Source organism: Fusicatenibacter faecihominis (assembly GCF_020686945.1).
Classification (GTDB): domain Bacteria; phylum Bacillota; class Clostridia; order Lachnospirales; family Lachnospiraceae; genus Limivivens; species Limivivens faecihominis.
Genome location: NZ_JAJEPR010000028.1, coordinates 1 through 13714, shown reverse-complemented (window position 1 = coordinate 13714; position 13714 = coordinate 1). Strand labels below are relative to the sequence as shown.

Here is a 13714-nt window from a genome sequence, read left to right as displayed (position 1 = left end):
AATTTTGCTTATTTTTCTACAAAATTCCCCTCCAGTTTAGCATATTTCACACAAGACTACAAGAAAAAATGTGCCTTCTCACTTCACCCGGCAAAGAGAGCTTCCTTGAAATAACCGTAAAGGCCGCTCTCCTCATCGTACTGGAATTCTTCCGGATCCTGAAGCCAGCCCTGCTCTCCGTCAGCGTTCTCACAAAGCAGCCAGGTTGTTCCGTCCAGCTGGGTCATCTCAAGAAGCGTCACCTTTTCCTCCGGCGCTACGGTGTAGGCGGTCTCCTCGCTTCCCGGCTCTTTTTTCACATCCAATTCCTGCCAGGCGGTCCAGTCCTGCCCCTCTCCGTTCAGCTCGCCATCCATTCCCAGGCGATAGATCTTATAGGGTGGCTCCAGAAGCTGTATACCTGCCTCCGTGAGTTCATAGGTGAGATCTGCCTCCACAATCCCCGTAGCCCTCAGAGTGTCAGACCAGGTCACGGTAAACTGATTTTCCTCCTCCGACGGACTCACATAGCCAAAGCGGGCCCAGCCGGAAAGGAAATTTTCGGAGGTCTCACTGTTTTTCCGGGAGAGCTCCGCCAGATCTCCGACGATCGTCAGGCTGTCCTCATCCTCCTGGGATAAGAGCAGAAGCTCCGCAGTCCAGTCGTTATCGCTGACACTGGCTGCCAGAAGACAGGTCTTTCCATCCTTCATTGTGCAGTAGCTCAATCTCCAGTAATAGCTGTACTCGCTGCTCTCCAGACTGAAAAGGAGCTCCCCGTTCCGGTAGATCTCCGCCTTTGCCTGGTAGTTTCCATTGTCCTCATCCGTGACGGAAGTGTCCTTGTAGCTGATGGTCTCGGTCTTTCCGTCCCCGTCCAGATCCAGCTCATATTCCTGCCCCTCCGTCATAACATACCGGTCAAAGCGGGAGATCATCGCCTCCTCACCTTCCACTCCGGAGGCCAGCGTCAGCTCTTCTGTCTGAATCTCCGGCTCCTCTGCAAGAACACCGGAATACGGAACGAGAAGCATAATACCTGTCAGCAGTACACAAAGCAATTGTTTTTTCTTCATAAAAGTTCTCCCTTCTTTTCTGTCGTTAAAAGCTGCGCCATACAAAGACAAGTTTCTTTACTTACTCCAGAAGTCCACTGGATCTGCTGTCACGGAAAGGCTTCTCTCCCGGATCTCCTTCGGAATCTGAGGAAATTCACTGTGGATCCGGACCAGTGTGGATTTCTGATTGAAAAAGGTCATCTTTTCGTCCGGGAAGCGTAGAACAGATGGATACTCAAAGCCTACTCCCAGTTCCAGGATCACAAGCTCCCGGTTCAGCGTATTCCCCAGCCAGGTCTGGTATGCCTTCCACTGGGGGAGATAGCCGCTCTCGTCATAATGGCCGTTGGTGATAACGTTGCCTGTCCTGTCGCTTCCGCAGGGAGCCACGATAAGCGACGGATCAAAACCCGCTTCGTAGATCAGATCATCCGTGTTCAGTGTGACCACAAAGTAAAATTTCCCTTTGACCGCCCCGGCGATCTCCTGATAAAAAGCCAGCAGTTCTTCTCTTGTATGATGTTTTTCCGAAATCTCCGTACCGATCCCCACCAGGACCATCATGGAACTCTTGATCCGGTCCAGAACCTTCTGTTTTTCCATAAATAACTTACTCCTTTGCACAGTTCTTAAGGCTATTTTACCATACATTCCCACTCTTAGAAATGGCTCCATGGAAATTTTCAGAATTCTTAAGATTTAGCCATTGGGGATGGAAAAAAACAAAAAACACCGTCCCCATGGAAAAGTCCCCGGACGAAATCGCCCGGGGACAGGGAGGATGGTATGATCAACCCTTTACAGCGCCCAGCATAATACCTTTTACAAAATATTTCTGGACAAAAGGATAGACCATAATGATCGGAAGTGTAGCAACCATGGTAGCTGCCATACGAATACTGTCAGGAGTTACTGTAACACCGGCTTTCGCATTGGACATTGCCTGAGAGGTTGATGCACCGGTCTGATACTGGTTCAGAATTTCAACCAGAATGGACTGCATGGGTTTCAGTGCCTGATCAGAAGTGTACAGATAGGCGTCAAACCAGGAATTCCACTGGTTGATGGCCACAAACAAAGCCACTGTCATAAGAATCGGTTTGGACAACGGAATCACCATTTTTACAAATACGACCAGATCATTGGCTCCATCGATCTTAGCCGCCTCAAAGAGAGAATCCGGCATAGATTCAATATAGGAACGGATCAGGATCATATTGTAAACACTCATCATCATGGGGAAAATAAAAACCCAGAAGGTGTTCAGCATGTGAATGCCTTTCAATACCATGTAATAGGGAACCAGACCGCCGCCGAAATACATCGTAAATACAAACAGCAGGTTCCAGAATTTTCTTCCTACCAGATCTTTTCTGGAAAGGGGATAGGCCAGCATGGCCGTCACCAGGACAGCAATGGGAGTACCGATCAGCGTCCTGCCCACGCTGACTTTGATGGAAGCCAGGAACGTGGATCTTCCCAGGATTTCCGCATAACTGCTAAGGCTCAGTTTTCTGGGAAGGAAATAAAGTCCGCCACGGATGGCATCCGTTGCGTCATTGATGGATATAATAAAGATATTCCAGAAAGGATATACCGTTACCACAACCACAAAAGCCAGAAAAACAACTTTCACAATATCAAGCACCCATTCGCCTGGAGTTCTTGTTATTTTTTTATGTCTTTTCATTTTTTCTCCTCCTTAGAACAGTGCAGAATCATTCAGTTTCGCAGTAATCTTATTGGCAGCCAGCACCAGGATAAAGGAAACGCCAGATTTGAAGAGACCCACGGCAGTACCATAGGAATACATGCCATTCTTCATACCATAACGGTAAGCGTATGTATCAAGTACATCAGAATAGTTCAGGATCGCATTATTTCCCATCAGGAGCTGCTGCTCGAAACCGGTATTCAGGATGCCGCCGATAGCCAGGATCAGAAGGATACCAATCTGGGGACGAAGAGCCGGAAGAGTGATATGCCAGATCCGCTGAAGACGGTTGGCTCCGTCCACTTCTGCTGCTTCGTAAAGCTCTGCATCAATACCGGAAATAGCTGCCAGATAAATAATAGCATTGTAACCCATATTCTTCCAGGTGTTGGCCAGGGCGATGATCCACCAGAAGTAGGGTCCTTTCTGGAAGAAAAGGATTGGCTCGTCCGTCACATGGAGGGCAAGCAGAATTTTGTTGATGAGACCGTCTCCTGAGAGGAAGGTCAGGAAAATATTGGATGCGATAACCCAGGAAATAAAGTAGGGCAGGTAAGATGCGGTCTGCACGAACTTTTTCGCCTTTGTGCTCCGTACCTCATTTAAAAGAATAGCGATGATGATCGGCGCCGGGAAAGAAAACAAAAGAGTCAGAAGGCTGGTCGCCATGGTATTTCTCATGATCATCTTAAAATCATTTTCAAAGAAATACTGGAACCATTCCAGGCCTACAAAAGGTGCACTTAAAAGATCATGAAAGTATCCCTTGGTAGACGGTGCATAATTGGTAAATGCCATGTAAAGACCGGTCATGGGCGCATAGCAGATCACGGCAACCCAGATAATGGCCGGAACCATCAGAAGGAACAGATACCGCTGATCCCATATTCTTTTCTTTAACGGCTTTTTTGATGCTTTCACAGCAGCTGTTTTTGCCATATAACTTCCTCCTTTTTGCTTGCTCACTCTTCCTTAAACAGTGCAGCATCGCAGTCTTTTATATTCCATGAAATCCGTCCGTCCTTTTCCTGGACAGTTTTTCCACTCCAGAGTTCCCTGTAGGAAACTCCTGTTTTCAGACCTGCCCTTAAAGGATCCAACTCCACGATCTGCTCTCCTGTTTCCCAGCTGAACATGGCGATATACTGTTTTCCGTCAATAACTGCCGTAAAGCAGTGGGATGCAGAAGTGCCTCCCGCTTCTGTCGGCCGAAAAGCCACCCGCGAAGCTGCCACTTTATTTACTTCAGGATTTCCGGTAAGAATCCTACTGCGCTCTTTTGCTTCTTCCCGTTCATAGTCATCGCTCAGCATCATAACGGTTCCTGCAATCACAGACGCGGTGTACCTGGCTCTTGCTTCCCCAAGGCTGCTGTCACGATCCATGCAAAAGCTTTTCAAAAGGCAGCTATGATCCGGGTCATTAAACGCATAGAGCCGATGATTCTGCCACCAGGCATATGTCTGCGCATTCAGAACATACTCTACATCCTCCGCTGTTCCAAATGCGTCACAGGAAAATCTTCTTGCATGACCGTAACCATTTGGGAAAAGAGGAGCAATCGAAAGGCTGATAAAGAAAGGTTTCCCTGTTTTTTCCGGTTTTAAAAGCTCATCTATAAACTGATATGCTGCATTTAATGCCTGCCGTCCGGTCCGTACAGAAGAATCATAATGAACGCCTTCCATACCACCATGGCTCATAAAATCCACTTTCACATAATCAAAGTCCCATTTTACAAAGTCATTGAATTTTCTTCTTGTATATTCCTTCCACAACGGATGTGTCACATCATAAGGAATCGCGCCATCCACCCTTGGAAGCAGTCTCCCCTTGGAATCCCGAAGGAGGATCTCATTGAAACAGTGTCCGGCAATTCCCGGAATCTCCGCATCCGGTTCTTTTCCAAAAAAAGCAAACGGTGCATCATAAATTCCTGCCCTCTGATCATTTTCATGCAATTCCTTTACTCTGGCAGTAAGAACTTCTTCCGGAATCGTATTCCAGCAAGCATCCAGATTGACATAAGTGACTCCCTTGTTTTCATATCCTTTCGGCGCCAGTTCTTCTCTCAGAAATTTTCCTGTTTTCTGATAATTATCCGCATTCAGTCTGAATGCCAGTCCTGCCCAACTGTTGAAACCGAAAGGAACACCTTCGTTCCATTCAAGAGGCCGTGTTTCTTCTGCAACAAGATCTCCATATTTCTCTAAAAGTTCTCTGTAATCCGTACCGTAAAGGACAACGAAGCGGGAAGACGATACCTTTTTTCCTGCAAGGCTTCCATGTTCCTCCGTATCATGGCTTCCTTCATCTGCAAGTCCGCTGACTGCGCAAATACTCTTTGCATCATAAGCAGAACAGATCAGACCATTTTTCCAGAAATCAAAATCAATCGCACCGATCAGCAGGCCTTCCCTTGTATCCTCCTGAAAAAGGACTGTAAGATCATAGCTCTTTCTGCCTGCACGAAGCGGTACTGCTTCATAACGGAGCCACATGGTATTATCATAGGGAACAAGAAGCATTTTTGACCAAAGGCTTTTCCAGAGTTTTTCATTTGTCTCCGGAGCTTCCTGCACAACCAGTGGAACCAGGCAACGCGTCTCTACCCCGTTTCCTTCACTGGAAGACAGACTCACCTTCGCAACCGGCACATGATTTTCCAGAACCTCCAGTTCCTCTGTCAGAATAAGATCATCGTCTCTTTCAAAAGTAAGCTTCAGTCTGCCTCCTTCTTCTACTTTATCTGTCAGTCTGGAATAACGGCTGTCCATTCTTCTTCCGTCTATGTGAAAAGCCTGTGCATATGCCTGCAGGATTCTTTTTCCTTCCCAGTGAAGTTCAAAGGTTCCATTCTCTGTACAGGTCCAGAATATCTTTTTCATTGTTTGTCACCTCATTTTCTTCAAAGAAACGCAGTTTTTTCAAACTGCGTTTCCGGATATTTTCTATTTATTTTGTAATCGTTCCGTACTTTCCCAGCTGCGTTTCCTGGTTTACTCGTTCCACAGCTCCATACGTGCGGCATAGGTCTCATTGATTGCATCCTCTACCTCAGCGATACCGGCTGCATCCAGATCACTCATCATCTGGTTATACACACTGTCTACCTCTTCAGAAGAAGCAGCATTTACCATGTGTGGATAAGCCTGAGCAATGATGTCCTGTACCTTCTGTGCTTTCAAGGCAACCGGAGTATTACCAGTCGGAATCAGGCCGTCAAATTCTGCGGTATCCCAGTATGTATTGGTCAGATTCTTCTCTGCGAACTGAGCGGTGATGTCTTTTTTAGCCATGGAGATACGGCTCGGAGTTCCATCATCTTCGTGGTTACCATTTTTAACAAACCATGTCCATCTGGTGATACCTGTTTCTTCCTGCATCTTGGTGTTGTCTGCTTTGAAACGCTCTACAATATCGCCGACAGGAGTACGGACACCATCTTCAATGGTGTAATCTTCTCCCTCGATACCCCACAGCAGGAGATCCTGGCCTTCCTGGCTTGCGCAGTAATCAACAAAAGCAAGCGCCGCATCCAGGTTCTCGCAGTTATTGGTAATGGCGATGGCGTCCCATCCAAGAGAGCTTCTGCCACCCAATGTAGTCTCATCCGGATCCACATCATCCGCAACCACTTTATAAGCAAGGTAGTTCGCATCCTCACCGATCATCTGGTTCAGGCTGGCGTTTGCCGTCCACACATCCCAGTAAGCACCTGCATAAGCAAACACATTTCCTGCTGCCAGTTTCTGGTTTCTCAGATCAGACGTAAGTGTTACCCACTCTTTATCCAGATAGCCTTCTGCATAAAGATCATTCAGGGAATGAACCGCTTCCAGATATTTCGGATCACTGACACGGAAATGAAGTTTTCCGTCCTCATCTTTGTAATAGGTTTTCATTCCGTACATACCTGCAAAGGTTCCATTCAGGTCGTCTGTTTTTTTAGGCTCACTGAGCATCAGTGCTACCGAATCTTTTCCTTCCAGGGTCGGATATTTTTCTTTAAACTGTTTGAAAACCTCTTCCATCTCGGAAACGGTAAATGGTTCATCACTGTCTGCTCTTTCCTGACCTAACAGGTCAACCATGATATCATAACGGCAGATAAAACCATTTACTGGATCAGGATCCGGACCATACCAGTTGGAAAGATAGTAGTTGTTTCCATCTGTGTATCTGGTCTTATTCAGGGTATCTCCATACATTTCAACCACATTCGGCAGCTTGTCCATATAGTCGCTTAAGTTCACAAGAGCGCCTGCTTCAATATATTTGTTCACAATATCGGAGCTTCTGTCCATCAGGATGATATCCGGATAATCCTGTCCTGCCAGCATCAGAGACAGTTTTTCTGCCGGATCTCCGGTCGGGCTGACCAGGTCAATATTTACGCCTGTACGGTTCATCAGTTCCTCGGCAATACGGTCATCAAATGCTTTGATACCAGAGTTCTTGTCAAAAAAAGAAATGGTCGGACGCTCCTCATCGGCTGCTGCCGGGATTACGGTCATAGAGCTGACTGCCATAACGCTTGCAAGAAGTAAAGCAATTCTTTTTTTCATGTTTCTTATCCTCCCTTTGTTTTTGTGTAATATGTTTAATGTTTCCTTTGATATTCTATATTTTATAGTCATTTTTTCATCTCTTCCATATTTCTTTTTTCCATTTTATATCTTAAATATACAAAAAAACAGCATCCCATAATTTTTGAATGCTGTTTTTCACCAAAACATATCAATTTTTAACACTGCTATAAGTATTTTTTTCGGTATTCATTGGGCGTTTCTCCATATCTTTTTGTAAATATAGAACAAAAATAGGAAACATTTTCATATCCTACCTGCATACTGACCTCTTTCACCTTGTATTTCGGGTTTTTCAATAATTCACAGGCTTGTTCAAACCGGTAATTTGTGATATATTCCAGAATTGTCTGACCGGTTCCTTCCTTAAAAATAGTACGGATATAATTAGCCGAAAAATGAATCTCCGCAGCCATATCTTCCACCGTTACGGACTGGCTGTAATGGCTTCGGACATACTCCTGGACTTTCCGCACCACATAGGCACTTTTACAGTCACCGAGCTGCTGATTCCTCTTCTCCTCTATGATTTTCAAAATTCCGTCCACATAGTCTCTGGCTTCCTCGATACAGCAGCATTTCCGCAGATTCTCATACTGATTTTCTCTCTGTTTCTCCTTTCCCTCTCTATTTTCCGGCATGATCTTTCTCTCCAGTTTAAGAGAAACCCGGTACAGAAACTGCAAAACTTCTTCTTTTTCTATTTTTTCCTCAGAGAAAAAGGTAAAAGCCTGAGCCAGAAGTTTACCGATTTCAGTATCCTGGCCAGCGCGTATGAGTCCTTCCAGCTGATTCTTAAAAGATTCTAATTCCCGAAAATACTCTTTTCTTCCGGTTCCCTCCGGTTCTCTGAAGCTTTCCTGTATCGGCTTTAAGGATCCTTTTTCTTCATAAAAAATCTCTTTTTCCCAGCTCTTCAGCTGATGCCAGGCCGCCCGGAGACCTTCTTTCTCCACACTTTGCTTCAGCCAGACACCTCCATAGCTTTTTCCTGTAAGGTCTTTCAGGATCTTCTGGATTCGAAAAGCCGCATCGTGAAAATCCACATAGCCCCAGATCAAAAAAGTCAGTGTACTGCCATCCAGCCAGACTGTTTCGATCTCTGCCAGTTTTTTCTCCATACTCCGGTCCAGGTTCTTCTGAAAAACCTGAAAAAACTGAACCATACCGAAACGACCGTCGTTTTTTTCCCCGGATATCTGTTTCAGCTCCTGCAGCAATCTATCCTCCGGTGTCTGTTCCTCCGTACAGAGACGCTGAAGAAGAAGTTTTCCCATCACATCCACAGAATTCTGAAAAAGATTTTCTTTCTCGATCTGTTTGATGGCTCTATGAATCACCTCAGCGATGCTCTCCTCGGAAAAAGGCTTTAAGATGTAATTCACAGCGTTTACTTGAAAGGCTTCTTTTACATAAGCAAAATCATCATAGCCTGTTAAAAAGATGATCTTAATATCCCTGTTCCACTCATAAATCTTTTTCGCCAGATCGATACCGTCCATAACCGGCATCTGAATATCTGTAATGACGATATCCGGCTGCCGGTCCAGTACCAATTCATAAGCAGCCTTTCCGTTTTTGGCCGTATCTACATGATCAATGCCCAGCGTTTTCCAGTCTATATAATTTTTCAGCGCTTCCAGTTCCATCTTTTCATCATCAACAAGTAAAATCCGATACATATCTTATTCCTTTCCCCACAGTCGGATCCGTTTTTTATAATTTTCTGTTATGACTTTCTCCGCTTTTGAAAGCCCCTCCACTTCCATATCGGCAATCATTTTATCATAAAGCCGGAGGCATTCTTCTTCACTGGATGCATCGATCAGCCGCGGATAAGCTTTCTGGTAAATTTCCTGTACGTTTTTCCAGATCAGGGCCTCCTCGGTACCGCTGGCAGGATCCAGATTGGTATAAAAAGAGGTATCCCACCGGTCTGTCCGAAACCGTTCATTTCCCAGTTTTGCCTCCTTGGATATCTCATATTTGGTCATCATGTCATAAGGACTTCCATCACTCCCAAGACCGTTTTTTATAAACCAGCTCCACCGCCGAATACCCGTGTTCTTTTTGGCCTGATTGATATCACTGAGTGCCTCTGCCAATATTGCCGCATCCGGTGTCCGTTTGCCATCCACATAATTCCAGTCTTCTCCTTCAATCCCCCAGAGCATCAGGTACTGTCCCTCTTCGCTGGCCAGAAAATCGATGACTTTCAGCACGGCATCCATGTTTTTACAGTGATCAGTTACCGCAATTGCATCCCAGCCCAGAGTACTTCTGCCGTTATAAGTAGTTTCATCTGCTGATATCCCTTTTCCAAGAACCTTATAAGGATAATAATCCGCATTCTCTCCCCATTTTTCTTTTACCTGGTTGCGGTCTTCATCCAGATCCCAGTAGGCACAGGCTGTGGCAAAAACTCTTCCTTCCGTAAGTTTTTTGGAAAAAAGAGTTCTCTGAGTCACTACCCACTCCTTATCCAGCAGGCCTTCCCGATACAGCTGATTCATAAAAAGGATCAATTCCCGATATTTAGCATCCCTTGTCAGATGATATAACTTTCCATTGTTTTCATAATAATATTTCATTCCATACATGCCGCGAAGAGGCGTATTATAATTCAGACTTGTACACAGAGACAGCGGCAGAGAAGTTTTTCCTTCGGATTCCGGATGTTTTTTCTGAAATCTCCTCAAAAGATCCAGAAATTCATCCTGTGTAAAAGGCTCATTGCTGTCTGCCCGTTCTTTTCCTACCAGTTCACAGAGGTAATCATAGCGGATCTGAAATGCCGAGGAGGCATCCTCATCTACCCCGTACCAGTTGCTTAAATAGTAGAGTTTACCATCTTCTGTCCTGAGCCTGTTCAGCACATCTCCGTACATACTTTTCACATTGGGTAACTGCTCCATATAAGGTTCCAGATCTACCAGATAACCGGCTTCTACATATTTCTGAATATTGTCCATATTAATTAGAATCATATCCGGGTAGTCCTGATAAGCCAGCATAAGACTCACTTTCTCTGTAACATCATCTGTGGGATCCATGATATTGATTTTCACACCCGTCTGCTTCATGATTTCCCGTGCAATCCGGTCATCGAACTGGTACTCACCGGAATTCACATCAAACACTGTGATCTCCGGCATTTCTGTCTCCCTTTCCTTTGACTGTTCTGTATCCTCTGTCTTTTGGGGTCCGACACAACCAGTCAGAAAAAAAGCCACTGCCACTAAAAAAAGAATTCTCGTAAATTTTCTCATGCTTTTGCCCTTTCTCTCCCTGGAAATTCAATTCGTATTTTCGTTCCAAATCCCCTTTCACTCTCAATATAGACGCCATACTGAGGACCATACTGCAGCTTGATCCGAATGTTTACATTCCGAAGACCGTAGCCTCCTTCCGAATGATTCATGGAATTCTGTAGATCCATCAGTTTCTCCGGATCCATACCACAGCCATCATCAATAACTTCGAACACTGTTTTTTCTTGCTCTTCAAAGAGACGGATCAAAATATGGAAAACTTCTGAATCATTATCTCTGCCATGATGAATCGCGTTTTCCACAATAGGCTGGAGCGTCAGTTTTACCACATGCACATCAAGAAGAGATTCATCCAGTTCATATTCCACCTCTATGGAATCATCAAACCGCATTCTCTGGATCTTCAGATAACTTTCCAGAAGATTCAGTTCTTCTCGGATAGGAATATCCTGTTTTCCTTTACTCAACGTGATCCGGTAAAAATCTGACAGATAAAGGATTGCCCTGGAGGCAACTTTATCTCCATTTCCCATGGCAAGCACAGAAATCGATGAAAGGGCATTGTATAGAAAATGAGGATTGATCTGTTCCTGCAAAAGGTTCAATTCTGAAATCTTCCGATCCAGTTCTTTTTTATAAGACTCTTCAATCAGGGTATGGATCTGTTCTCCCATCTGATTGACTGAATCTGCAATCTCATCTAGTTCATCCCTGCCTCTGCCGTTCTCAGAAAGAAAAATCCGATAATCCAGTTTGCCTTCACCAATAGATTTGGCACCTTGACGGACTTTATCCACTTTATTCCGGAAGGAACGGCTGTAAAGATAAATCGCCGCAAGAGCCAGAACTGAGCTCACAAAAAAGACCAAAAAGTTTCTGGACGCTGCCAGTCCTGCCTCTTTATCATAACGTCGGCTGTCCGTAAACATTTGAAGCTGCCCGCAATATGCGGTATTGTTTTTCATAAAAATCTGTTTTTCCAGATTTATGGAAGCCATATTTTTACCGATCAGTTCCGGATGATTAGAAGCCTGGATTTCTCCAGCATCATTCAGAAGCACCATGGTGATCTCTTCATCTCCCAGGCCCAACATCTGATTCAGATAATCTTCTGTTATTTCCATATACACAAATATCTGATACTGACCTGATTCATAAAAATTCAGTTTTCTGGTAAAAGAGATTGTTCCGTTACCAGTGTTCTGCATATGCATGACCCCACCGTTTCCGGTCGTCTGATACCAGTCCGGCAGATTTTCCGGATCCAGCAGATAGAAATAGTATTCATCCTGTGGAAGGGTGCGGTTGCTGGTATAAACGGAAATCTTTGTAATATCCGGATTAAAGATTTTGACATTACTAAAAAGATCATCCACATACGAATAAAGATCCTCATATCCTCTCTGACTATAATCTGCTGTAAGATAACTCTGCAGCGTATTATCCATATAGAACATATTAGAAGCCGCATAATAATTGTTTGCTTTTTCATCCAGATTTTTGATAGTATGTTCCATCTGGTAGGACAGCTCCTCATAAAGACGTTCCAGCTGAATTTTCTTTGTATTTCCATAAGTAAAGACTGCAATGAGAAACATGGGAAGAAGTGCAAAGAGTGCATAGTAAAAAATAAGTTTATACTGAACTCCTGCACTTTTATTCGTTTTTTTCATCAGGAACTCTCCCTTCCTGTTTATCAATAAAACCTCTCCGAAACCAGATCTGCTGCAATGGCGAAGCCAGGTTTCAGGCTTTCTGTATAGATCCACTCTTCTCTGGTGTGTTCTCCGTCACCCAGGCAAAGGCCGATGGTCGCAGCAGGAATCCCAAGAGACAGCGGAATGTTGCAGTCTGTGGAAGAAGGTGCAAAAACCGGTTCTTTTCCATAATGCTTTGTAATGATCTTCCGGCACAGTTCTGCAAGTTCTTTCTGGCGCGGATCCTCATTTCCTTTTCTTCCGCAGGGACGTTCTCCTATGATCTCTGTTCGAATATCCAGACCTGTTTTTCGGAATTTCTCCAGTGTTTCCTCAAAATAGTTCCGCACTTTCTCCATGCTTTCCAGGTTATCTGAGCGGAATTCATAGAGCATCTCTGCCTGCTGGGCGATGGTATTAATAGAAGTGCCACCTTTTACCATGCCTACATTATAGGTTGTCTTGCTTCCATCCTGAGGCACCTGATACTGATAAAGTGCCTGGATCAAGGCAGAAAGCTCTGCCAGTGCATTCTTTTTTCCAAAATTAAAGTAGGAATGGCCTCCTTCTGTCCGTACTTCTACCCGGTAACGGACAGAACCTACTGCGCGGGTACAGATACTATCCATATATCCGTCAAAAGAAACCACCTGGACCAGATCTTCTCCATAACGGCTGTTCAAAGCACGGGAACCTTTGAGATTTCCCAGTCCTTCCTCGCAGGCATTGGCTGCAAAAATCAGATTTCCGTTTGTCTTGGGATGATATTTTGCCACATATTTTGCCATCATCATCAGGATCGCTACGTTAGCTGTATCATCTCCGACCCCCGGAGAAAACATTTTTCCGTCTTCTTCCCGGACACCCATAGATTCCATATCCGGGAACACCGTATCGATATGTGCCATAAACAGGGCAGTCGGCACACCTTCTTCATAATGATACGGATAGATCACATTCTTCGCTTCATCAATAAAGACTCCTTCTGCTCCCTGCATTTCCAACCATTCTTTGATAAAGGCCGCCCGACGTTCCTCATGATGACTGGGTGAGGGTATCTCACAAAGTTTCCAGAGAAGTGCTTTTACCTCTGCCTGGTTTTCTTCCATAAAAATTTCCATTTCTTCTGTCAGCATAATATCCTACCTCTCATTCTATCCGGCAAATAAAACCGGTTTTTGTGCAATTTTATCACCACAAAGCAATACTTTATCAATACTTTATCAATATTTTAAACAACTTAGCTAAAAAAAGCAATAGACCATATAAAAGAAACCTTTCAGACAACAAAAAAACCAGAAGCTTTTGCTCCTGGTTCTCATTTCATATACCTTCAAAACCACACACAGAAATGTTTTTGTTTCTTTCCATCCGATTTTCTTCTACCCAGACTGCCTTTTTTGGA

Annotated in this window: 10 protein-coding genes; all 10 read right to left on the bottom strand. The window is 44.5% G+C overall.

Features of this window, described 5'->3' with window-relative positions; all coding sequences use genetic code 11:
• Nucleotides 1–83 precede the first annotated feature (83 nt).
• The gene (locus LKD71_RS13450; RefSeq protein ID WP_227615862.1) at nt 84–1055 is read right to left on the bottom strand and encodes a hypothetical protein; all 972 of its coding nucleotides are present in this window, start codon (nt 1053–1055) and stop codon (nt 84–86) included.
• A gap of 57 nt (nt 1056–1112) precedes the next feature.
• The gene (locus tag LKD71_RS13445) at nt 1113–1640 is read right to left on the bottom strand and encodes a hypothetical protein (RefSeq protein ID WP_227615861.1); all 528 of its coding nucleotides are present in this window, start codon (nt 1638–1640) and stop codon (nt 1113–1115) included.
• Nucleotides 1641–1827: 187 nt separating this feature from the next.
• Nucleotides 1828–2727 (bottom strand): carbohydrate ABC transporter permease, encoded by a 900-nt coding sequence (locus LKD71_RS13440; protein WP_227615860.1) that lies wholly within the window; start codon nt 2725–2727, stop codon nt 1828–1830.
• A gap of 12 nt (nt 2728–2739) precedes the next feature.
• The gene (locus LKD71_RS13435) at nt 2740–3690 is read right to left on the bottom strand and encodes an ABC transporter permease (protein WP_227615859.1); all 951 of its coding nucleotides are present in this window, start codon (nt 3688–3690) and stop codon (nt 2740–2742) included.
• Nucleotides 3691–3713: 23 nt separating this feature from the next.
• Nucleotides 3714–5639 carry an alpha-amylase family protein gene (locus LKD71_RS13430; RefSeq protein WP_227615858.1) on the bottom strand — a complete coding sequence of 642 codons (1926 nt, stop codon included), beginning with the start codon at nt 5637–5639 and terminating at the stop codon, nt 3714–3716.
• Between the two features lie 111 nt (nt 5640–5750).
• On the bottom strand, nt 5751–7319 hold the full coding sequence (locus LKD71_RS13425) for an extracellular solute-binding protein (RefSeq protein ID WP_227615857.1): 1569 nt from the start codon (nt 7317–7319) through the stop codon (nt 5751–5753).
• Nucleotides 7320–7507: 188 nt separating this feature from the next.
• The gene (locus tag LKD71_RS13420; protein ID WP_227615856.1) at nt 7508–9022 is read right to left on the bottom strand and encodes a response regulator transcription factor; all 1515 of its coding nucleotides are present in this window, start codon (nt 9020–9022) and stop codon (nt 7508–7510) included.
• Nucleotides 9023–9025: 3 nt separating this feature from the next.
• Entirely contained in the window at nt 9026–10495 is a 1470-nt protein-coding gene (locus tag LKD71_RS13415) for an extracellular solute-binding protein (protein ID WP_227615855.1), read from the bottom strand.
• A gap of 110 nt (nt 10496–10605) precedes the next feature.
• Nucleotides 10606–12285, bottom strand: coding sequence for a sensor histidine kinase (locus LKD71_RS13410; RefSeq protein WP_227615854.1), 1680 nt, complete (start codon nt 12283–12285; stop codon nt 10606–10608).
• Nucleotides 12286–12308: 23 nt separating this feature from the next.
• On the bottom strand, nt 12309–13445 hold the full coding sequence (locus LKD71_RS13405; protein ID WP_227615853.1) for a M20/M25/M40 family metallo-hydrolase: 1137 nt from the start codon (nt 13443–13445) through the stop codon (nt 12309–12311).
• Between the last annotated feature and the right edge of the window lie 269 nt (nt 13446–13714).

What these genes read in the sequence shown, in the direction of transcription:
- LKD71_RS13430 (WP_227615858.1), bottom strand. Translation starts at nt 5,639, where the DNA reads ATGAAAAAGATATTCTGGACCTGTACAGAGAATGGAACCTTTGAACTT.
- LKD71_RS13405 (WP_227615853.1), bottom strand. Translation starts at nt 13,445, where the DNA reads ATGCTGACAGAAGAAATGGAAATTTTTATGGAAGAAAACCAGGCAGAG.
- LKD71_RS13435 (WP_227615859.1), bottom strand. Translation starts at nt 3,690, where the DNA reads ATGGCAAAAACAGCTGCTGTGAAAGCATCAAAAAAGCCGTTAAAGAAA.
- LKD71_RS13410 (WP_227615854.1), bottom strand. Translation starts at nt 12,285, where the DNA reads ATGAAAAAAACGAATAAAAGTGCAGGAGTTCAGTATAAACTTATTTTT.
- LKD71_RS13445 (WP_227615861.1), bottom strand. Translation starts at nt 1,640, where the DNA reads ATGGAAAAACAGAAGGTTCTGGACCGGATCAAGAGTTCCATGATGGTC.
- LKD71_RS13450 (WP_227615862.1), bottom strand. Translation starts at nt 1,055, where the DNA reads ATGAAGAAAAAACAATTGCTTTGTGTACTGCTGACAGGTATTATGCTT.
- LKD71_RS13425 (WP_227615857.1), bottom strand. Translation starts at nt 7,319, where the DNA reads ATGAAAAAAAGAATTGCTTTACTTCTTGCAAGCGTTATGGCAGTCAGC.
- LKD71_RS13415 (WP_227615855.1), bottom strand. Translation starts at nt 10,495, where the DNA reads ATGCCGGAGATCACAGTGTTTGATGTGAATTCCGGTGAGTACCAGTTC.
- LKD71_RS13440 (WP_227615860.1), bottom strand. Translation starts at nt 2,727, where the DNA reads ATGAAAAGACATAAAAAAATAACAAGAACTCCAGGCGAATGGGTGCTT.
- LKD71_RS13420 (WP_227615856.1), bottom strand. Translation starts at nt 9,022, where the DNA reads ATGTATCGGATTTTACTTGTTGATGATGAAAAGATGGAACTGGAAGCG.